Source organism: Richelia sinica FACHB-800 (assembly GCF_014698825.1).
GTDB lineage: Bacteria > Cyanobacteriota > Cyanobacteriia > Cyanobacteriales > Nostocaceae > FACHB-800.
The window spans coordinates 97,041-120,235 of the sequence record NZ_JACJTT010000006.1 but is presented as its reverse complement, the minus strand read 5'-3'; the positions used below and the strand labels follow the sequence as shown (position 1 = coordinate 120,235).

The following is a 23,195-nucleotide window of genomic DNA, read 5'->3' as shown; positions in this document are numbered from 1 at the left end:
CTAAGGATATCCCAGAATCCCAATCGAGATTTGCCTATGTGGGGAAAGTTTAGGGAAAGGGTACAGGAGGAGAACAATATCATCCCCATAGGGGAGTTTTGTATCGGTCAACTTTTAAACCAAGGTTATCCGTCTACAGTCCGATTCCTGAAATTTGATAGCGGAATTCAGACCTTGAGTATAACTTTGCCGAATAGGTATTTTGATCACAAATTCCGTGCCTTGTCCATGGGTAGAAATACAGTCTAACTCTCCACCATGTCTATCTGTAATAACTTGATAACTAATAGACATGCCCATTCCTGTCCCCTTGCCGATGGGTTTGGTGGTGAAGAAGGGATTAAAGATTTGTTTTTGCACTGCTTCTGGTATACCCACACCATTATCAGCGATCGCTATTTTCACATAGTCAGAATCGATTAATGAGGTGTGAATAGTAATTGTTGGCTCAAATGGTTCTTTAGTCCTTCTCTCTTCAACTGCATCAATAGCATTGGCGAGAATATTCATAAATACCTGATTGAGTTGTCCAGCATAGCACTCTAGCAAAGGTAATTGACCGTAGTCTTTGATGACTTTAATTGCTGGACGGTTCGGTTGTTCTTTCAAGCGATGTTGCAAAATTAGGAGGGTACTTTCCATCCCCTCATGAATATCCACAGCTTTAAACTCCGCTTCATCCATGCGTGAAAATGTACGCAATGATAAAACAATTTCCCTAATTCTTTGGGAGCCAATTTTCATGGAATTCAAAAGTTTAGGTAAATCATTTTCGATATAATCTAAATCAATATCTTCTAACAATAAATCAACTGCTTGATTACCATTTGGATGTTGATTTTGATATAAATGAATCAATTTTATTAAATCTTGTATATATCCTTCTAAATATTGGATATTGCCATAAATAAAGTTAACAGGGTTATTAATTTCATGAGCCACACCCGCTACCAGTTGTCCTAAACTGGACATTTTTTCATTTTGTACCAGTTGGGTTTGCGTTCTTTGTAATTCTAATAAAGTTTTTTCTAGCTGTTCAGATTTACTTCTTTCCCTTGCTTCACTTTCTCGTAACACTGACTCTACTTTCAGGCGTTGGATAATCTCTGCCTTGAGTTTTTCGTAAGCCTCTAGTTGTGTAAATGCCGATTGAAATGTATTTGCTAAAAATTGAATTTCCTTAGCTGATATTTTCTCTGGCATGGAGAAAGTAGCAGTTTCCTTACTCAGCAACACAGCTTGATTTAAACTATCCAGAGGTGCTAATAACTGTTTGCGAATTAACCACCAGATTAACAGCAAAATAATCACAATTCCTACTAACATGGTGATGGTGGAAGTCAAAAAAGTTTTGCCGACTTCCTGCTTCATTTGTCTCAAATCAATAATAGCGATCGCTAAACCCCGTCTACCTGAAGTGCCAAATAGCAGACTGTTGAAGGGTAAAATGTAGACTAACGCTGATTTCTGATGGAAGGTAATCTCACGGGAAACTTCTATTCCTGTACTTGCAGCTTCGTTAATGGCAGATAATAGTTCTGTATATTCAACCCCATAGGACAGTTCTTGTTTACTGCCTTTACTATCAGCTAACACCTGGCCATCTGGATTAACAATAGCAATTTCCACCACAGTGGGTAAAGTAGCATAATTCTGCACTACTCGCCGCAAAATATGCCGCTGTTCTACTTCTAGTAATCCCTCAGTTGCAAATTCAATTGATTGGGTAATCGATTGAGCACGTGTGCGAATTTGTTTCTCTAAGTCTGATTGAATTAATTGATAATTAATTAACAGGGTTCCCAACCCCACCGTTAACAGAGATAAACCGCTATTGACGAGGAGTTGCTGGGACAGACTATGTTTTTTGAACCAAGATAATCCCTTCAAGGTTTCCAAGCCTCAATAGCAGTTGTAATAAGTTCTCGATTGATTTCTAGGTCTTGACGTGGTAAACGTCCTGCTCTTTGATCAGATTCCAGCAACTGATTCATCTGTTTAAGAGATTCCTGTAATCGACTTTGGTCTTGAAACATGCGTTTTTGCATAGCAATATCGCCCTTTTTTAATCCAGCGTAGTCACTAGCAAATGATTGGGGTGATTGTTGCAGCAATTGACCAACTTTTGTATAAACTTCTGTTGGTTTGGTTTCCACTGCGGACATCACATCTAACCAAGCTGAGAGAAATTGAATGATTTCTGCTTTTTTCTCTTGGATTTTTTGAGATGATGTGAGCAATGTATCAATTACTAAACTGTCAACTTCCTTAGTTGTATAAATAATATTGCCCTGAACCTTCTTGGCAGTTTCACCTAATAATGGTTGCCAAATGACAGCAGCATCAAGTTTTTTCTGTGCCATCAACTGAGCAGAAGTTTCATTGGCAATATCTTCTATTCGCACCTGATTTGGTGGTAATTTGTATTTATTTAAGGCTTCCAGTAAAATTAAATGGTTAACTGTGCCTAGCTTGGCTCCTACTCGCTTGCCCTGTAAATCTTGGACTGATTTCATGGGAGATTGGGCCACTATGCCATCAGCCCCGGCAGAAATATTTGTCACTAGGACAATCACAGGTTTATCATTACCTGGGTCAACCTGGACTGCATCCCAGAGTGCCACAAAAGCCGCATCTAGAGAGCCTCGCATGACTGCTCTGGCAGAATCTTGTTGATTTTCAAACCGCACTAACTCTACTTCTAAACCCCTACGTTTAAAGAGGTCTGCTGCTTCAGCATATAAGACAATATCAAAGCCTGGCCAGGTGGTAATTCCTATTTTCAAGGGTTGCAGCTTGGTATTGAAAGCTATGCCACAACCATGTAACATTAAACTCACGCAGAAAGCGAGGGAAAACAGGACACCAAGCGATCGCTGAACTTTTTGTCTCATACCTGACAGCAGCGTATTTTTAAGTAGAGGAGACATAGATTTACTCTTTGGGATTGAGATTCAACGTATAATTACATAGAAGTCTAGTAATCTTTTTTGTAAATGCCTGATGTAAATAGAGTTAATCACCTGAAGAATTGCCAGGTTTTTATTTTAGCTATGAAAAAACTATAATCCTGATAAAACATAGTTATCAACAGTGAAAACACTCACAGGTTTTTAGTTTTTGAGCATCTACTGCTGTGAGTAATTACAAATGTTGACTCGATTTCTTTAACTGGATTTGCGAGTAAAAACTATAGTAATCAGCACTGAAGGAAAAACTATCTATATTCCCAAGTTATATGGGTGATTCTCTCAGATGCTATCACTGGTGATGTTGACTTAAATCCTTCTCAGCTTGAAGCCAATTTTCTAGAGACTGTCCATCAGGACAACCCTGTTGTTGCCAAATTTTATAAGCTTGCAGCCGAATTTTTTCTACATCTGGACGATTACTTATAAAGTCTTTACAGGAATTAGAGACAAAGTTATAGGGTGTGTGTACAAAGAAATCTTGACGACCGCAAATTTTGGATGTGAAGCGGAAGCAACTGTGTTTAATTGGGCAATTTTTCCCTGGACACATGGTCAAATCATAGGGCATAGATAACCATCTTATTGATATTGTTAAAATCAGCTAATAAACCTTTAATTTACATAACCAGTAAGGTCAGGATGCCTACACCGCAAGAGTTATTATTTTAGATAATATACAAGTTAAATGTCCAACATCTGATGATCAAGGGTAAATTTTCATATATTTTTCTGAATAAAATTATTCATATGCTAAATTCATAATAGTTTTATCTCTGGAAGATATAAAGTTTTCGCCTCAATCATTCAGTTTCCAACCTTACATCCCCCAGGCAGAGAAACATTCTCACCCACCATTAAAATCTAAAGGTAGTGCGGAGAACTCCAGTAAAAATAGTATCGTTATTACTGTTGTGTTCTGGGTTAAATATGACAATTAATCCTGGTGTGATAGAAAGATTGCTGTTTACTTGATAACGATACAATGCTTCTAAATGATAGGAAGTATCATTGTCTACTCGTCTATCTGCCACTAGATTGGTAGGAGATACAGCAGATGAGCCAAAGTCATTACTTGTCACCTTTGGTGGTTGTCCAAAGATAATCCCACCCAAGTTACCTTTTTTACCTAAATCAGGGAAAGCTAAGGTGACGGCCCAATTCCAAATTTCTGCTTGGTCTCCCCTTTTAACGTTAGCACCAGCATTATTTTCTGCGATCGCTTGGGTGTATCCCAACCACCCGGACAAGGTAAACTGAGGGTTGAATCGATAGCTGGCTTGCAACCCATAATGATTAGTGGTGGTATTGACAGAATTAGCAGCACTAGAGTTAAAGGGATTATTGGCAAAAGCACTACCGTAGGAACCTGAAACTACTACATCCCCATCATTATTTTCCCCTCTCAGGTAAGAATGGGCATAGGTTAAGCCCAAGGTCAAGTTATTATTGGGTTGAAAAGTGATTTGTCCCAATGCACCGTAGGTGCCATCAAATAAGCCTTTTCCTGTGGAGGGATCACTACCTCTTCTCGCTAAATAACCCCCTGATAAAGTAATAGCATCATTGATTTTCCAGTTGGCACTAATCCCCGAACCTGTATTACTTGCAGAACTGGTATTACTAGCACGATAAATCGGAGAAAAGCGACCAAAGCGAGAAATAGCACCGATGGGAGTCGAAGATAAGAGGGGGTTAATGGTGTTGAAGTTGTCGTAAAATTCACCACCAACAGCATCGACGATGACGTTGATTTTATTTCCAATGGGGAAGCGATAATACAGTTTACCTAATTGCACACTATTGTCGGCACTATTTGTAGTATCCCAAGATGTACGAGTCATATTCGTACCAGTGACTGGTGCATTAAAAGCCGTACTATTATTAGCTTCAAGTCTGGCAAATAACTGGTCTTGGCCTGTAAAACTGCTAATCAAGTTCAATCGAATGCGATCGCTAAATGTTGTATTATCTTGTAATCTCCTGCCTCCAGAACCGTAAGCAGCATTTTTAGCAGATTCTCGATTTGCAGAACCATTAATCTCATTCCATTGGTCAGAATTTAGTGCCCTATCTCCACCAAACACACCCCCCAAGCTCATTATTACTTCTGCATTTAACTTGGTAGTTGTGGAAAATTGTTGACTTTCTAATACGGCAGTACGACTTTCTAAGCCATCCACTCTCCCCCCCAGTTCTACCAACCCATCACTAAATTCCTGTTGCAATCTTTGCAAAATCTCTAAATCTTCCTTCTTCACTGCATCCGCAGTATTATTCGCAATTAATTCTTGCACCCTATTTAAACAAGCATCCAACCCAGCAGCGAACTCATAGCGCGTCATCGCGCGATTTCCTCGAAAAGTACCATTAGGATATCCAGCTATACAACCATAACGCTCAACTAAAGACTGCAACGCTTGAAAGGCCCAATCACTTGGTTGCACATCTGACAATTGCGACACAGATGTTACCTGTTCTACCTCTCCCTGTTCATCCTCCAACAACGCTTCTATATCCTGTGTAGGTGCAGCTTTTGCCCCCGCTGTTGTTAAAACTTGAGTAATTAATAAGACTGGGAATACATATAACAACTTGCAAGTCAATCTAGACATCTACATTCACTCCTCATCAAACTATTGCCAGTAACTGGTTGGTAATTATTACCAACTAAGTAAGTAAATTATCACAGATACCCTATTTTTGTTAATCAATTCTCAAATTGATATGTTGTATTTTTTTATACTTAAATTTAACTGCGTTTTGCACAAAATTAGCTGTTTTTAACTTACTGCTGTAAATTTTGGTATGAAATATATCAATTTGAATTTGGATCTTTTATACTCGATATAGTATTCCTCAATTCATTGAGAATCTATTCTGTTCCCTGTTCCCTGACCAAACCAATCCAGATGCCCAAGCCATAGAAGTAATGAAGAATCACTCTAGATTCTGCAAAGCTTTTGTATATACATTTGCCATGATTAACTTCTCCAGAACATATCAATGGCATAGATTATTTTTCAACCCATAAATAAATCGGCTAGAGAAATTACTACATGGGAAGTTGATTTATATCAACTTGATACTTATAAATTCCCAGTTATATTTTTATGGTTATGACACCTCGTAGAAATGGTGAGTATTTAGTTAATTGATATCCAGTGCTTATTCTCTAGTAATGCAGATGATATATGCCTGAAAAATCATTTCTCGTCATAGATGATTCAGAAATTCGCCTAATTGCAGAAATTTTAGCGGAAGAAGGGGAAGTTAACTTTCTACACTATAAATTTAATACTCTGAAACGTCGTATCCATCATCGTTGTTCAATTATTGGCTGTAACAACATCAATGAATATATTCAGACGCTGCGGGATTCTGAAGAAGAACGCAAGCAAATGCGTCAAGATTTATTAATTAGTGTTACTAGCTTTTTCCGCGATCCAGAAGCATGGCTATATCTGGATACAGACATTATTCCTCAAATATTAGAACCAATACAACCAGGTGAACAAATTCGATGTTGGATAGCTGCTTGTGCTACTGGAGAGGAAGCCTACTCCCTCGCCATACTTTTTGATGAAGCTATTAATCGCTGTGCATTAGATGTTAGTTTCACAATTTTCGCTACTGATATTGATACTAATGCCTTAAACCAAGCATCAAGAGGTATCTATCCTCCTAGCATTATCAAAGATATTACACCAGAACGTTTAAAACGTTATTTCCTTAAACGTGAAGAAAACTACGAAATTTCCCGCCAATTAAGAGAAAATATTGTTTTTGCTCCTCATAATTTGGTGCGAGATGTGGGTTTTACCCGCATGAATTTAATTACCTGTCGCAATGTGTTGGTGTATTTACAACCTAAATTTCAGCAGCATGTATTACAAATGTTTCACTTTTCATTAATCAATAAAGGTAAGCTATTTCTAGGTAAATCAGAATCTCTAGGTAACTTAGAAGAAGAATTTACACCTCTAAATAAAAATTGGAATATCTACGAGAAAAGACGTAATGTCTGCCTACCTTTTGGAATTAGGACATTTTATGATACCTTAATTCCTAATTACTATAATAGAACCTCTCCTAAAGAAAAATCGAAACCCAATATAGAAAGAATGTTAGAAATCGCCTTCAAAAGCTTCTTGATGAACCGAGAAATGACCTGTTTTTTGGTCAATCAAGAAAATAAACTTTTATATGTTGTTGAAGATTTAGCTAATGTACTACAAATACCCAAAGGAATATCTACTAATGATATTACTAAAATGGTGATTACACCATTACAATTACCATTAAATACCGCCTTGTATCGCTCAAAACGTAATCGTCAGACAGTGATTTATGAAGGGCTACAAATTAAATATGATAATTTTTCACACATCATAAAAATGACTGTTACCTATCACCCTCATACTTCTATGGGAGAGGATTTTCTGATGGTAAGCATAGAGAGAGAACATAGTCAAGAAATTAATGGTAAAACCCAAAGCTTAGATATAAATACAGAAGCTACACAAAGAATTATTGAATTAGAATGCGATTTAAAGCATTCACAAACAATGCTGCAAACTACCTTAGAGGAGTTAGAAAATAGAAATCAAGAGCATCAAGCCGTATGTGAAGAATTAATTGCCTCTAATGAAGAACTACAAAGCACCAATGAAGAATTACATTCTTTGAATGCTGAATTATCAACCATTAACAATGAATACCAACTCAAAATCCAAGACCTCACCCAATTAACTAATGATATAGAAAACTTACTTGCTGCCACAAATATAGGTGTTGTCTTTTTAGATAGCCAGTTAAAAATTAGGAAATTTACACCCGCTGCTACTCAAGTCATTAATTTACTAGACACTGATATAGGTAGACCTATTGCCCATCTTTCCCATAATTTACACTGCGATAATTTTATGGGTCTATTAGATGAATCTTTAAAACTACAGCAGGAAAATAAATACGAAGTTAAGCTGAAACATTCAGATATTTACCTATTAATGCGAATTCATCCTTATCGCCTTCCTCATATTAATAAATTTGATGGATTGGTCTTAACTTTCATAGATATTAATGAAATAAAGAAAACTCAGGAAAAATTACTGAATACAAATTTAGAATTACAACGCAGCCAATCACAGCTACAAGCAATTTTAGATAATTCACCAACAGTGATTTATGTGAAAGATTTAGAAGGTAGATATATTCTCACTAACCGCCAATCAGAAAAATTATTGAGCTTGAAGAATGATGTAGTTATCGGTAAAACAGACTTTGAATTATTACCCCAAGAAATAGCCACAATATTTTGGCAAAATGACCTACAAGTTCTAGAGCAAAAATGCTCACGGAAATTTGAAGAAACACTCCTTCTAGAAGATGGGATTCATACCTATATTTCTGTCAAATTCCCCTTGGTCAATCAAAATAGAGAAATTTATGCAATCTGTGGCATTTCTACTGATATTACAGAACGCAAACAAACAGAGCAAGCTTTGCTTCAAAGTGAACTAAAACTCAAAGAAAGTGAAGAACGTTATGCCCTAGCAGTACAAGCAACAGGAGAAGGATTATGGTATTGGAATCTACACACCAACGAAATTTATTTTTCTCCTCGCTATGAAGAAATTCTTGGATATCAACATAACGAATTAACTGCTAATTACGAAACTTGGATCAGTCTATTACATCCTGAAGACCGTGAACTAGTGGATTATACTATCAATGATCATTTAACCTCTGGCGCCAATACCTCCTATAAAATTGAATTTCGTATTCGCAAAAAAGACCATACCTATTGTTGGGTAAAAGGCACAGGACAAGCTTTATGGAATGCACAGGGAGAACCTATTCGTATGGCAGGTTCTCTACAAGATATTACCGAAAGGAAAAAAGCCGAATTTGAATTACAGAAACTGACTGAAGAACTCCAACAATTAAATCTAGAATTAGAAACTAGGGTAGAGACTCGGACAGCACAACTACAAGCAGCGAATGACCAACTGAATATTGCTAATAATGAACTAGCTCGTGCCACACGCTTAAAAGATGAATTCTTAGCTAATATGAGCCATGAATTAAGGACTCCTTTGAACTCGATTTTGGGTTTAACAGAAGTTCTCCAAGAAGGAATTTATGGAACAATGAATCAGAATCAACTAACAACGATAGAAACCATCGAAAAAAGTGGTAATCACCTCCTGGCTTTAATTAATGATATTCTGGATTTAGCTAAGATTGAATCAGGTAAAGTTGAACTAGTCATTGCACCCACAGATATTCGTCAATTGAGTCTGTCTAGCGTAGCTTTTGTCAAAGAAATAGCTTTCAAGAAAAATATCAACTTAAATATAGATATTGCCACAGAAATATCCAACTTCAATTTGGATGAATTGCGGATGCGTCAAGTGTTAATTAATCTACTCAGTAATGCCGTGAAATTCACCCCAGAAGGTGGTAATGTGAGTTTACAAGTCCAACTAGAAAATGATAATTATTTAGTCTTTTATGTAACAGACAATGGTATCGGTATTGCTCCAGAGAACCTAAATCAGCTATTTCAAACTTTTGTACAAATTGATAGTAGTCTCTGTCGTTATTATGAAGGAACTGGTTTAGGACTAGCTCTGGTGAAAAGGTTAGTTGAACTTCATCATGGTACAGTAACAGCTACTAGTGAGATAGAAAAAGGTAGCTGTTTTGTAGTTCGCCTACCTGCTATTACTGAAGTTTCTCACCCCGAAGATAATCCTGTAAATACATGGAAAGCAATCAATCATAGTTCAAAATCTCCTAATCTGATGACAAATTCCTCCCTAATTCTGCTCGCAGAAGATAATCCTGATAATATCCAAGTCACACAAGACTATTTGACTCATTTTGGTTATCAACTCATTGTGGCTATGCAGGGTTCTGATGTGATTCCCATGGCTAGAAAAGAAAAGCCAAAATTAATTTTAATGGATATCCAAATGCCAGAATTAGATGGATTAGAAGTAATTCGTCTCATTCGCGTGGATGAAGATCAAGATTTGGCAAATATTCCCATCATCGCCGTGACAGCACTCACCATGAGAGGAGATGAAGAAAGGTGTTTAGCCGCAGGTGCAAATGATTATTTATCTAAGCCTGTATCTCTAAAAACTTTAAGAGATAAAATAAATTATTGGTTAAATTTAGCTGAAAATAATGATTAGTCAGTAGATATAATCTACACATTTAACCCGTAATTGTTAATAGTATTTAGAGAAATGTCAGGTAGATTTAGTAGCATTTCATCCCATGTAAGATGATTTTGTAACTTTTCCACTACTAATGGCAGTGGTGCTGGCAAAATATTAGTGAATTCTGCTTCCTCTGGAAATCTAATTTTAAAAGCTAATTGTTCTGTGGGTGGGATAAATTGGGCATTGACACCTGGTTTATTGCCCCTTGCATCAACACGATACCAGCCAATAGATGGTAAATATATTGCATTAAATCCGTGTAAGCTATAGGGTTCACCATTTTCATAAAGACTCAATCTTTGATAGCAAAAACCTGCGGGAATACCATTAGCTCTTAGCAGTGCTGCTAACAAATGACTTTTGGCATAACAATAACCTGTTTTGAATTGGAGGACATCTGAAGCCTTACAGGTGACTGGATTCATTTGATAATCAAAACTATGATGAATTTCATCTCGCACCCATTCAAAACAAGCTTGAGCAATTTTTTCAGAATTTGGATATGAAGATGCTATTTTTTGTGCAGTTTCCCAGACGAGAGGATGTTGCCAATCAATAATTTCACTAGCCTGTAAATATTCTTCCATGTAGTTACTATTTAAAAATCTATTTATTTCAATTTTGCTGTTATACAATACACATTTAGCAGACAAAATGGCTGCGATACAAGAGTTACATTATTGAAGTTTATACGTGATTTGAATAAAATCTACTTTATGTTTTCTATATTTACTCATTCCTTTAATAATTAATTATTAATTCTCTACGTAAAATCATGAAAAATGAGCTATTGCAGCGTCAGGAGGGGTAATTAGTAGGAAAACCGTACTTAGGAGAGAGGTTTTCATCACTGTACTTGAGAGTTGAAGTCGATACAATCAAAACATAGCTAAAATAATGCTGTTGCCTACTGAAATTTACAAAAAATCATGCAGCATTAGCAGGAGATAAATATATGGGAAATCAATTCAAGACTGCTGCGTTGCTGGCTGCGCTAAGTGGCTTGTTGATTGCTATTAGTTATTGGGTAATTGGTGGTACAGGTGGCTTAATTATCGGGATTGGTTTAGCAGCAGTTACTAATCTGTTTTCTTGGTATCAATCAGATAAAATTGCTCTAGCAGTATACAATGCCCAACCTGTCAGTGCGGCTGAAGCCCCAGGGCTGTATCGTATGGTTGAGAGATTATCTGCTCGTGCCAATATTCCCATGCCAGGAGTGTATATTGTTCCTGATCAAACCGCTAATGCTTTTGCTACAGGACGTGACCCAGAACATGCTGCTGTGGCAGTAACAGAAGGGATTTTAAATATTTTGCCAGAAGATGAATTGGAAGGTGTAATTGCTCACGAACTGACTCACATCGTCAATCGTGATACCTTAACTCAAGCTGTGGCTGCTACTGTGGCTGGTGCTATTTCTTTCCTGGCACAAATGTTGAGTTACAGCCTGTGGTTTGGTGGTGGTTCACGGGATGATGACAGGGGTGGAAATCCTTTAGGAGTGCTGTTAACCGTGGTGTTGGCACCTGTGGCAGCGACGATTATTCAGTTGGCTATTTCCCGAACTAGAGAGTTTTCTGCGGATGCTGGTGCGGCTAGGTTAACAGGTAATCCTCGTGCTTTAGCTAGGGCATTGCAACGATTAGAGGCTGTTGCTAGACAAATGCCTTTACATGCTAACCCAGCCTTTGAGTCTCTACTGATTATAAATTCCATTTCTGGACAGTTTTTAGGGAATTTGTTTTCTAGTCACCCAGCAACAGAAGCCCGTGTCCAAGCTTTGCTGCAACTGGAACAACAACTAGCAAATCATTAGTCTAGTAGTTCAAAAATACTAAATAAATCGGAAAAAGGCTGGTCTTGTCAAGGACACAGCCTTTTTGATTTTCGATGGTGATGTCAGTGAGAAAGAAGTAGAAATCCAAAATCAGGTGAAAAACCCTTGACTTCTGAGAAAAATATGAGAAGCTAATAGTTAGATATTCTAATTATTCGTAACGGAGTGTATTGCACTCGTGGCCAAACTGATGGGGAAAACAGACCTGTCTCAAGGGTCTGCATCTATTCCAAATTCATTGATATTGACAACCCAATCTCTGACACGTTGCTTTGACAATTTCACGGCTGTAGATGAGTTAAATATTTCTGTGCAGACTGGAGAAGCTTTTGGTTTATTGGGGCCGAATGGTGCTGGTAAAAGCACTGTGATAAAAATGTTAACAACGCTACTGCCACCTAGTCGAGGCAAAGCCCATTTAGCTGGTTATGATATCAGCGGTCAATCTGATGGGGTGAGAAGGGTAATTGGTTATGTACCTCAAGCTCTTTCTGCGGATGGTAGTTTGACAGGTTATGAAAATCTGTTAATTTTTGCCAAGTTATATGATATACCTGCCCGGAGGCGAGAAAAACAAATTCGTGAAGTGCTGAGTTTTATGGATTTGCAATCAGCAAGCGATCGCCTGGTGAGAAATTATTCGGGTGGGATGATTCGCAAGTTAGAAATCGCCCAAGCGATTTTACATCAACCGCAAATTTTATTTTTAGATGAGCCAACAGTGGGACTAGATCCAGTTGCCAGAACGCAAGTATGGCAGCTTGTTCAAGAACTGCGCGTTAACTTTGGCACAACCATATTTTTAACTACCCACTTTTTAGAAGAAGCAGATAGTTTGTGTAACCGTGTCGCCATTATGAATCAGGGGAGAGAGATCATCACTGGTTCACCCGCAGAATTAAAAGCAGCGATCGGCAAACCAGATGCAACTTTAGATGATGTCTTCATTCACTATGCAGGTAATCAATTAACATCGGGAGTGAGCTACAGTGAAACCGCAAGAACTAGGCGTACAACTCAACGGTTGGGTTGAGACAAGACATACAACCCCCAAAGGGATGTTTTCAGCCATTCGGGAATTGTGGACTAAAACTCTAGTGATTACAGAGTTGGAAGTGCGAAAACTCCGCCATGACCCAACAGATTTAATTATCAGGGCTGTACAACCGGCTTTATGGCTAATTATTTTTGGGCAAGTGTTTACCCGCACTCGTGCTATTCCTACAGGTGATATCCCTTACTTAGATTTCATGACACCCGGAATTCTCGCTCAGAGTGCGCTGTTTGTGGCGATTTTTTCAGGAGGGATGACGTTGATTTGGGAGCGTGATTTGGGAATTGTCCAGAAATTCCTCTCTGCACCCATCCCCCGTGCAGCCATTGTCTTGGGTAAAGGTGTGGCTTCTGGTGTGCGTTGCTTTTCCCAGGTGATTTTTATTTACCTGTTAGCTTTGTTGTTGGGTGTACACCTCAATCACAATCCCATAGCTTTCTTGGAAGTAGTGCTGATTGTGTTTTTAGGGGCTGGTTGTTTTTGTACTTTTTCCCTGATTATTGGCTGTCTGGTGAAATCTAGGGAACGGTTTACGGGGATTGGTCAATTGATTACCATGCCGTTATTTTTTGCCAGTAATGCTATTTACCCTATTTCTCTCATGCCTGATTGGTTAAAGCTCATTTCTCACATCAACCCTTTGACCTATGAGGTGGATGCTTTACGCGGTTCAATGCTGGCTCATGGGGCAAGTATTTATGGGTTTGGGTTAGACTGTACAATTCTCTTGTTAACATTAATAGGTTTAACCTTCATCTGTGGACGAATTTATCCACGGGTGGTGATGTAATCAGGAGTAAAATTGTCCCATGAGTTTGGATAAACCCACTGAAAAATGTGCTGCTAGGGTCATGGAAACTATCCCCCTATTAATGCGGTTTATCCGAGCAGATATGCGGACTCACAGTTCTGATTCCTTATCTATCCCTCAGTTGCGATCGCTTGCTTTTCTCAATCGCAATCCTGGCGCTTCTTTATCTGAGGTAGCAGACCACCTTGGTGTCACCTGTGCAACGGCATCTAGCACCATCGAAAGATTAGTACAACGTCATTTAGTGCAACGCACCGATAACCCTCAAGAAAGAAGACGAGTAGTTTTAAATTTGACGAGAGAAGGGAAATCGCTCTTAGAGCAATCTCAAGAAAAAACTCGCGCCCATATTGCCGAAATTATTGAGGGTTTAACACCGGAACAAGTATCACACATTGAAGAAGGTTTAACTTTACTAAAAAATGTCTTCGAGCAAACAGAAAGCAACTCTCCACAACGCTAAAACTGGTCATGACCCTTTTGCAGCCCTGAGATTTCGAGATTACCGACTATTTACCATTGGGCGTGTACTCCTGTTCACTGGGGGACAAATGCAGACTGTAGCCCTGGGTTGGGAGTTATATGAACGCACAGGGTCAGCCATGGCATTAGGGGGCATAGGGTTAGCCCAGGTGCTACCGATGATTGCCCTGACTATCATTTCTGGTCATGTGGCTGATAAAAGCGATCGCAAAACCATTACCTTACTGTCAATTCTGCTGCTCATTTTTTGCTCATTAGCCTTAACGGTTATTTCCTATCATCGCGGTGCGGTTTTTCTCGTTTATGGTTGCTTACTCCTAACAGGTGTAGCTAGGGCGTTTCTGAAACCTGCTGGTGATGCCCTGATGTGGCAGTTAATACCTACCAGTGCCTTTACCAATGCAGCCACTTGGAATAGTAGTAGCTTTCAATTAGCATCAGTAATTGGGCCTGCTTTGGGTGGGTTAGCGATCGCTCTGTTTGGTAGTGCCACAGGAGTGTATATACTAGCAGCATTAGCAGCTTTATCCTGTTTTGCCCTCACCGCAGCCATTAAACCCCAAACAACTACCTTTGCTAAAGAACCAATATCTTGGAAATCTCTAGCTGCTGGGGCGGAGTTTGTCTGGAAAAATCAAATTATTCTCGCTGCTATTACCCTCGACTTATTTGCAGTTTTATTGGGTGGTGCTGTAGCCTTATTACCTGTTTATGCCAAGGATATTTTGCAAGTAGGGCCTGTGGAGTTGGGTTATTTACAAGCAGCCCCATCTATAGGTGCATTGATCATGGCGGCATTGTTAGTCTATTTGCCACCTATTCAGAAAGCTGGGCCAGCCCTACTTTGGTCTGTAGTAGGCTTTGGTGTAGTGACAATTATCTTTGGTTTTTCCCGTTGGATGTGGTTATCGTTGTTGATGCTGGCATTAAGTGGGGCGTTAGATAGTATTAGTGTGGTTGTTCGCCATACTTTAGTGCAAATCCGCACTCCTGACCATTTGCGGGGTCGAGTTGCAGCTATTAATAGTGTGTTTATCAGTGCATCCAATGAGTTAGGGGGTTTTGAATCTGGTGCGGTTGCTGCTTTATTTGGGCCTGTTTTCTCTGTGGTTAGTGGGGGTATTGGGACGATTTTGGTTGTGGTGGCAACGGCGTTGATTTGGCCGGAGATTAGGAAGTTAGGGGCGTTGCATGAGGATTGATAAAGGAAAAAGTCTCACGCAGAGGCGCAGAGGCACAGAGAACTGATAAATTACAGATGTTAAATATCCTGAAAGTGGAACTAAAGATTAATGAGGATATTTCACTTTGGTAATAATTTACGTTAGCAACTGACCCTTAATTTGCATCCAGAAAAGTCCCAATCAATGTTAATAATTTATCTTTTCAAATTTATTTAGATAATTTATTTAGATAATTTATTTAGATAAATTTCAATGATTTCAGTACCTGTTCATAAGCTTTGCGGTAGATTGCATCATTATTACCAGAACCAATTTGAGATAAAGTGACAATGATAATTTGGGAATTTTTGGGGTTAATTACGGCAATATGGGTATTTTCGTATAAGCCACTGGCTTGAAATTGGATGGCATTTCTACCTGCGATTTTTACTGTCTTAAATTGTCTGTCCGCTGGGAATTGCTGACTTTGTTGAATCCAGGTTAATAGGGGGAAACGTTGAGAATTTTTGTAAACATTGACTTGAACATTTGCAGGGTATTCTGTGCCACCTTCATAAACTCCTGCTTTAATTCTTTGCGCGTGTTGTTTAGTCCAAATATCCACAGTTGCTAAATTTACGTCTGAACTGCGTCTAGAAGTCTGATAATTGACTACAAAATCTTTGGGGGAGTAGTTAAACTGAAACCGAAAGCGATCGCTCTTGTAAGTACCTTGACTGTGATATGCTAGTTTTTTTGTACTGATGGTAGATGAAATGTTAGTATTACCTGCACTGAAAGATTGAACAGGATAAGATGCAATCATGATTCCTGCCATCATTACTATTGATATTGGCCTCAACAGTTGTTTGTGAATAGATTGATTCTCTGTCTTCATAACTCACTCTTTGCTCTCAAGTATCTGGTTTGTTGGTTTTCTTAGATTCAACCCTGACAACAGGCTTTTCTTAATTTCCAGCGTGTGAGAATCAATATCTATCCTGAGGAATAGGTCAAGAGTAAGCTGCTGTTATGACAGTGAATAGGATGAGTATATGACTGAACAAAGCTTTTATCACATTGGTTTTGGTAAGCAAGATTTGGGTTCACAACCTCCCACCATCGCTTTATTATCCGGTGACCCCCAACGTGCTGGTTTAATTGCCCAAACCTATTTGCAGGATGTGAAAGTTTTATCGGAAAATCGTGGACTGCACAGCTATTTGGGATATTTACCCAATGGTCAACCAATTTTATCTGCTACCAGTGGTATGGGTGCGCCTTCTTTGAGTATTGTGGTGAATGAGTTGGTACAGGTAGGTATCCAGAAAATTATTCGCATTGGTACTTGTGGCTCAATTCAACCTTATATCCCTGTGGGCAGTATAGTTATTAGTAAGGCTGCTTTGTGTCGTCAAGGTGCAGCTAATGATATTGCACCGGTAGAATATCCAGCAGCAGCAGACCCGTTTATCACTGTGGCTTTGGTGCAAGCTGCACGAGCATTGCAGATAGAGCATTATTTAGGAATTACAGCTTCTGTAGATACTTTTTACGAAGGGCAGGAAAGAACTGATTCAGCAAATCCCTATTTGATGCGTAGGCTAATTGGAATTACAGAAGAATATCGCCATTTGCATATTTTAAATTATGAAATGGAAACTGGCACTTTATTGAAAATGGCTGGTGTCTATAATTTTGCTGCGGCTTCTGTTTGTGCTGTTGTGGCTCAACGTACTATGGGGGAAGAGGTGATTTTAAATAAGAAGGATATAGCTATCGAAAATGCAATTTTAACTGCTATTAATGCTATTAAATATTTAGATATATAGATTGATTTTCATCTTAAAAAAGAAGATTGAAAATATAATCGCTACAAATTTTACTTTACATATCTATGGTAATTACAGCCGGAAACAAGGCAATTTAGATGTAGGTTGGGTTAAGCGCAGCGCAACCCAACAACAATATGTGAGTTGGCAACTCTTATAGAGACGTTCCATCGAAACGTCTCTACTTTTGAAGGAGTTTCTAATCTATAAACCTAGCCAACGGTAGCTGCTACTTGATAATAAGCAGGTTCATTACCTGGTTTCCATTTAATGTTGCAGCCAATACTGGGTTTTTGTTCCCAAGTAATTTCTTCATCAGCTAACACAGCATTAATTGCTTTGCGTAAATCTTCACCGGTTACGGGTAAACCATTTTTAGGACGACTATCATCTAATTGTCCCCGATAAACCAGTTTTCTATGAGCATCAAATAAGAAATAATCAGGAGTACAAGCAGCGAAAAAGTCTTTGGCTGTTTGCTGAGTTTCATCAAAAAGTAGAGGATAGGCTAAATCTAATTCTTCAGCAAAGGCTTTGAGTAATTCTGGTGCATCATCAGGATGACTGTTAATATCGTTAGCACTAATAGCTACAATACCCACATTTCTATTTTTATAGTCCTGACCCAGTTTTGCTAATTCAAATTTGATGTGTTGTACAAAGGGACAATGACGGCTGAGAAAAATAACCACCAAGGCTTTTTTATCTGCAAAATTAGCCAGAGAAATTGTTTTACCAGTCACCACATCTGGTAAATGAAAATCAGGGGCTAAAGTACCTAAAGGTAACATGGTCGAAGGTGTTAAAGCCATAAAATATAACTCCTTAATTTTCAAATACTAAACTCTGTAATTACAGTGATGTTCGCGTCAATGAAGCACTCCTTGATGAAAGTTTCGCGCAAAGACGCAAAGACGCAAAGGAAGAAATTAATTTTGGGTGTTGTCTCAATACGCGAAAATTGCTGTAATGAAATAGTGAGGTAGAGACGCTCTATAAAACATCTCTACTGTATATTCTATCTAGAGCGTGAGGCTTACTACCTAGAAGCACTAACTAATTCAGGTGCGTCTGCAACTTGAGTAAATTGATTTGCAGGTCGTGGTAAACCCAAATTTTCCCGCAGTGTTTTACCTTCATACTCGGTGCGGAATAGTCCCCGACGTTGTAGTTCAGGAATGACTAAATCTACAAACTCATCTAAACCACCTGGTAAATAGGGAGGCATTATATTAAACCCATCTGCACCACCGTTGACAAACCAATCTTCTAATTGGTCAGCGATGGTTTGGGGAGTCCCTAATATAGTTCTATGTCCTCTAGCACCTGCGATCGCTAAATATAATTCTCTAATGGTTAAATTGTCTCTCTTTGCCAAATCCGTGAGCAATCTTTGACGGCTTTTACCACCATTTGTCTCTGGTAGGTCTGGTAATGGGCCATCTATGGGATATTGAGATAAATCAAATCCACCTATCATCCCGGAAAGTAAGCCCAAACCAACGTAGGGATGAATCAATTCTTGCAGTTGGTCGTATTTTTCCTTGGCTTCTGCTTCGGTTTTACCAATGACAGGAAAGACACCAGGCATAATCTTCACATGGTCTGGGTTACGTCCAGCTTGGGCAACTCTGGCTTTCACACCACCATAAAAAGCTTGGGCTTCCGCTAGGGTTTGTTGGGCAGTGAAAATCACTTCTGCGGTATGTGCTGCTAAGTCTTGACCATCTTCAGAAGAACCAGCTTGAATAATCACCGGATATCCTTGGGGTGGACGGGCGACATTTAAAGGCCCAAGGACGGAAAAGTGTTTACCTTTGTGGTTAGGAACATGGTGTTTATCCGGGTCAAAGTAAATTCCTGATGCTTTATCTCGAACAAAGGCTTCATCTTCCCAGCTATCCCATAGCTTGGTGACGACATCTACAAATTCTCTGGCTCGTTCATAACGTAACCCATGTTCCATATGTTCGTCACGGTTGAAGTTGTGGGCTTCTGCTTCCGTTGCTGAAGTCACAAGATTCCAACCAGCACGACCACCACTCAAATAGTCTAGGGATGCAAACTTGCGGGCCAGGTGATAGGGTTCGTTATAGGTAGTAGAGACAGTTGCCGCTAAACCGATATTTTCTGTCACCACAGATAAGGCAGAAAGTAGGGTTAATGGTTCAAAATGCACGACTGCGGAACGACTAACCGCATCTAGCCCTTGCCCCCGTTGACGCACTGCCACACCATCTGCAAAGAAAATCATATCAAACTTGCCCCGTTCTGCGGTTTGGGCAACTTTGCGAAAATGGTGGAAGTTAAGACCACCATCAGCAGGTGTTTCTGGATGTCGCCAAGCGGCTACATGATGGCCAGAACTCATTAAAAATGCACCTAATCGTAATTGTTTTTTTTGCTGACTCATTTAATGGCACAAATAATTAAGAATCAATGGACAAAAAGATAATCAGGATTAGCTAAAATCCCGATCTGGGATTGGTATTACACGGCAACTTTACTGGGGATGTATGCTGAGGAGTCACCCTTAATCGCTTCGCTGTGCTTACCATCAATACCCACAGGAATATCACCAGCAATGGTGACTCGTTGAACACGACGGGGTTGATCACCGTAATCAGCGATCGCATAATGTTGAGTAGCGCGGTTATCCCAAAAAGCCACATCCCCTACTTGCCAACGCCAACGCACAGTATTCTCTGGACGAGTCACATAGGACTGTAAAACCCGCAGCAATTCAGTTGATTCAGTTGGTGATAAGCCGCGAATTTGCCGCACAAAACCACCGATAAACAGCCCCTTCTCTCCAGACTCAGGATGGACTCTCACCACTGGATGTAGGGTTTCATAAATAGTGGAAGTAAATACAGCCCGGTAAGCTTTGATTTCTTCTGGTAAATCAAAGGCTGTGGCATAGTCATAAGCATTGCTATGAACAGCCCACAATTGGTCAGCCAAACTCCGCAGATGTTGAGGTAAATCTTGATATGCAGTCACAGAGTTAGCCCAGATAGTATCACCACCAGCCGGGGGAATGACTAAAGCCCGCAACACAGAACCAAGAGGAGGACGGTCTACAAAGGTGACATCGGTGTGCCAGTTATTTGCACGGGCAGAAGTACGGCTATAATCCAAATCCAACACCTCTGGATGGTCAGCGAGGGAAGAAACTGTAGGATGGGCTGTGGTAACTTCACCAAACCGACGGGCAAAAGCGACTTGTCCGTTAGCATCTAGTTGCTGACGACGGAAGAAAATAACTTTGTATTTAATTAATGCTTGGCGAATTTCTTGAATTAGTTCATCGCTGAGATCAGCACTCAAATCAACACCAACTATTTCTGCACCAATACGTCCGGCAACTGGTTGAATATCAAAGCTACTCATTTCTCGATTGCTCCTGGTTATCTACAAATGTGTTTATTTGTGATTGTTAATGCTGGAATATTTCTACTTTTGATCAGCTAAACACATCTATTTTGCATAACAAAAATGTCAATAACTCTTGTGGGGTGGGCATCTTGCCCGCCCTAATTATGCAATTTAAATGTGTAACAGCTTAACTTTTTTTCATGTCAAATCCGCCTATCTATCATTGAGAAAGTAGGCTTCCAGCAGAGATAATTCTCGCCATACACTATTAATTCATGTTTGCAATTAGTGTATTATCGACAGAATTTTCTCGATGAAATCAATAGCTCATGAATGCAGAATTTCAAAAGCTCATGATAAAAAATGACATTTTCAGGAAAATTAATTAATGATGATTTTTGCCACAACATATGTGACAACACATGATTTTACTCATAACAAATTACTCTCATTAACTCACAGTCAATTAATGGCAGAAGTTTGATTTTTTGCTAATACCATTTCTTCAGCAAAGCTGACTTGATGCAACCATAGATGGGCTGGTTCTACAGAATTTAGCTTCATGCAGCCTCACATAGAATTGGCATTGCTTGATTTTATTAAATACTAATTATCTACCGATTTACCGGTGATTATTGTTATAATTACATACATCCACGGAAAAAACAAGAGCTTAGTCAATAAAATATGTGCTTGACTAAGCTTACTTCTTACTAATTATTAGAATATCTAAATATAGCCGTAGACAAGGCAACCTGTCACCCGCTACATATACTCCAGCATGGTCTATCCCAAAAACAGCTTGTATGCTGGGTTGTGGCTTTCATCCCAATATTGATAACCCAAGGTGTCAAGAAAAGCTTGCCATTCCTGGGTTTCATGGGGTGGAACTTGCATTCCTACCACAATACGACCGTAGTCTGCCCCATTGTTGCGGTAGTGAAATAAACTAATATTCCAATCTGGACACATAGAAGTGACGAACTTCATCAATGCACCAGGACGTTCAGGAAACTCAAACCGATAGAGTAATTCATTATTAGCCAGGGGAGAATGTCCACCGACCATGTGTCTTAGGTGCAGTTTGGTCAACTCATCATCGGTCAAGTCTAGGGTTTTAAAACCGTGACTTTCAAATTTTTCGACCATTTTGGCAGCATCAGCACGGTTTTCTATTTGCACACCAACGAAAATATGAGCAATCTTTTCATCAGCAATGCGATAATTAAATTCAGTTAAATTGCGATCGCCTATACATTCGCAAAACTTCCGCAAACTACCCCTTTCTTCAGGAATAGTCACCGCAAAAATTGCTTCTCGACGTTCCCCAAATTCTGCCCTTTCTGCCACAAACCGCAAGCGGTCAAAATTCATGTTGGCCCCACAAGCCACAGCGACTAGGGTTTGTCCTTGAATTTGTTCTCGTTCCGCATAGGCTTTAGCCGCAGCTACAGCTAATGCCCCCGCAGGTTCTAAAATTGAGCGAGTATCCTCAAACACATCTTTTATCGCTGCACAGGTATCATCCGTATCCACCAAAATAATTTCATCCACATATTGCTGACATAGCCGGAAGGTTTCTTCCCCCACTTCCCGCACCGCTACCCCATCAGCAAATAAACCCACCTGAGACAACCTTACTCTTTTACCTGCTTGCAGAGATTGGTACATAGCACTTGCGTCCACAGGTTCCACACCAATAATCTTGATTTCTGGACGCAACCGTTTCACATAAGCAGCGATACCCGCAATTAACCCACCCCCACCAATAGCCACAAAGATAGCATGGATAGGTTGTTGATATTGGCGAAGAATTTCCATCCCAATAGTCCCCTGACCAGCAATAACATCAGGGTCATCAAAGGGATGTATAAAAGTTAATCCTTTTTCCGCTTCCAATTGCCGAGCATAGGCATAGGCATCATCATAGGTATTACCATATAACACCACTTCACCCCCCCGCGCTTTTACAGCATTTATCTTCACTAAGGGTGTGGTAACAGGCATAACAATAATTGCTCTCGTTCCCAAGCGAGTAGCAGATAAAGCGACACCTTGGGCATGGTTCCCCGCAGAAGCAGCAATAACACCTTGTTTCAGCAAATCTGGTGTCAGGTTAGCCATTTTGTTATATGCCCCCCGCAGTTTGAAGGAGAAGACTGACTGCATATCTTCCCGCTTCAGCAGCAGTTTGTTATTGATGCGGTTCGAGAGATTAGGAGCATATTCCAGTGGTGTTTCCTGGGCTACATCATAGACGCGGGCAGTGAGGATTTGTACCAGGTAGTCGCAATACATGGGTGATAGATGCAATTTGGAGATGGATGTTAATTCTACCGCTTGTTGGGTAGTTGGGGGATGGTTTCTGGAAAGTGGTGTCGCACCTCTATTAGCTCGTGTACACGCTATAATCGTGGTTAGCTATTTATG

General features: G+C 39.5%; 18 protein-coding genes. 7 read left to right on the top strand and 11 right to left on the bottom strand.

From position 1 onward, the window contains the following. Positions 1–114: 114 nt before the first annotated feature. The 5 genes from H6G73_RS07340 to H6G73_RS07320 form a co-directional block, all read right to left on the bottom strand. Positions 115–1,899: a sensor histidine kinase gene (locus H6G73_RS07340; RefSeq protein WP_242034137.1), complete on the bottom strand. Its 1,785-nt coding sequence runs from the start codon at positions 1,897–1,899 to the stop codon at positions 115–117. After that, a complete protein-coding gene (locus H6G73_RS07335; protein ID WP_199317643.1) occupies positions 1,887–2,930 on the bottom strand; it encodes an ABC transporter substrate-binding protein in 1,044 nt (347 codons plus the stop codon). The genes H6G73_RS07340 and H6G73_RS07335 overlap by 13 nt, the downstream gene beginning before the upstream one ends. A 331-nt stretch (positions 2,931–3,261) precedes the next feature. Next, complete coding sequence (locus H6G73_RS07330) at positions 3,262–3,540, bottom strand: DUF2934 domain-containing protein (protein WP_199317642.1); 279 nt, start codon at positions 3,538–3,540, stop codon at positions 3,262–3,264. Positions 3,541–3,826: 286 nt separating this feature from the next. After that, entirely contained in the window at positions 3,827–5,584 is a 1,758-nt protein-coding gene (locus H6G73_RS07325; protein ID WP_190602770.1) for an iron uptake porin, read from the bottom strand. Between the two features lie 260 nt (positions 5,585–5,844). Then, complete coding sequence (locus H6G73_RS07320) at positions 5,845–5,982, bottom strand: hypothetical protein (RefSeq protein ID WP_190602768.1); 138 nt, start codon at positions 5,980–5,982, stop codon at positions 5,845–5,847. Positions 5,983–6,163: 181 nt separating this feature from the next. On the opposite strand from H6G73_RS07320, the gene H6G73_RS07315 reads away from it, so the two are divergent. Further along, a complete protein-coding gene (locus H6G73_RS07315; RefSeq protein WP_190602766.1) occupies positions 6,164–10,174 on the top strand; it encodes a CheR family methyltransferase in 4,011 nt (1,336 codons plus the stop codon). 14 nt (positions 10,175–10,188) lie between these two features. Here the strand turns inward: H6G73_RS07315 and H6G73_RS07310 are convergent, their stop codons facing one another. Then, positions 10,189–10,791, bottom strand: coding sequence for a transglutaminase-like domain-containing protein (locus tag H6G73_RS07310; protein ID WP_190602764.1), 603 nt, complete (start codon positions 10,789–10,791; stop codon positions 10,189–10,191). Between the two features lie 368 nt (positions 10,792–11,159). Between H6G73_RS07310 and H6G73_RS07305 the strand changes: the two genes are divergently transcribed. From H6G73_RS07305 to H6G73_RS07285, 5 genes are all read left to right on the top strand, one after another. Then, entirely contained in the window at positions 11,160–12,023 is an 864-nt protein-coding gene (locus tag H6G73_RS07305) for a M48 family metalloprotease (protein ID WP_190602761.1), read from the top strand. Positions 12,024–12,222: 199 nt separating this feature from the next. Further along, positions 12,223–13,077 carry an ATP-binding cassette domain-containing protein gene (locus H6G73_RS07300; RefSeq protein WP_190602760.1) on the top strand — a complete coding sequence of 285 codons (855 nt, stop codon included), beginning with the start codon at positions 12,223–12,225 and terminating at the stop codon, positions 13,075–13,077. Further along, positions 13,034–13,888, top strand: coding sequence for an ABC transporter permease (locus tag H6G73_RS07295; RefSeq protein ID WP_390839364.1), 855 nt, complete (start codon positions 13,034–13,036; stop codon positions 13,886–13,888). The genes H6G73_RS07300 and H6G73_RS07295 overlap by 44 nt, the downstream gene beginning before the upstream one ends. A gap of 19 nt (positions 13,889–13,907) precedes the next feature. Then, a complete protein-coding gene (locus H6G73_RS07290; protein ID WP_190602757.1) occupies positions 13,908–14,372 on the top strand; it encodes a MarR family winged helix-turn-helix transcriptional regulator in 465 nt (154 codons plus the stop codon). Then, positions 14,332–15,594: an MFS transporter gene (locus H6G73_RS07285; RefSeq protein WP_190602755.1), complete on the top strand. Its 1,263-nt coding sequence runs from the start codon at positions 14,332–14,334 to the stop codon at positions 15,592–15,594. The genes H6G73_RS07290 and H6G73_RS07285 overlap by 41 nt, the downstream gene beginning before the upstream one ends. A 220-nt stretch (positions 15,595–15,814) precedes the next feature. Here the strand turns inward: H6G73_RS07285 and H6G73_RS07280 are convergent, their stop codons facing one another. After that, entirely contained in the window at positions 15,815–16,381 is a 567-nt protein-coding gene (locus H6G73_RS07280) for a hypothetical protein (RefSeq protein WP_242034136.1), read from the bottom strand. A gap of 229 nt (positions 16,382–16,610) precedes the next feature. Between H6G73_RS07280 and H6G73_RS07275 the strand changes: the two genes are divergently transcribed. Then, positions 16,611–17,387: a nucleoside phosphorylase gene (locus H6G73_RS07275; protein ID WP_190602750.1), complete on the top strand. Its 777-nt coding sequence runs from the start codon at positions 16,611–16,613 to the stop codon at positions 17,385–17,387. Positions 17,388–17,599: 212 nt separating this feature from the next. Here the strand turns inward: H6G73_RS07275 and H6G73_RS07270 are convergent, their stop codons facing one another. From H6G73_RS07270 to ilvA, 4 genes are all read right to left on the bottom strand, one after another. Beyond that, entirely contained in the window at positions 17,600–18,199 is a 600-nt protein-coding gene (locus H6G73_RS07270) for a thioredoxin family protein (protein WP_190602748.1), read from the bottom strand. A gap of 227 nt (positions 18,200–18,426) precedes the next feature. Next, complete coding sequence (locus H6G73_RS07265) at positions 18,427–19,800, bottom strand: LLM class flavin-dependent oxidoreductase (RefSeq protein ID WP_190602746.1); 1,374 nt, start codon at positions 19,798–19,800, stop codon at positions 18,427–18,429. A 77-nt stretch (positions 19,801–19,877) separates the two neighbouring features. Next, entirely contained in the window at positions 19,878–20,780 is a 903-nt protein-coding gene (locus tag H6G73_RS07260; RefSeq protein WP_190602744.1) for a TauD/TfdA dioxygenase family protein, read from the bottom strand. 771 nt (positions 20,781–21,551) lie between these two features. Further along, positions 21,552–23,063: a threonine ammonia-lyase, biosynthetic gene (ilvA, locus tag H6G73_RS07255; protein WP_190602742.1), complete on the bottom strand. Its 1,512-nt coding sequence runs from the start codon at positions 23,061–23,063 to the stop codon at positions 21,552–21,554. Positions 23,064–23,195: the final 132 nt, after the last annotated feature.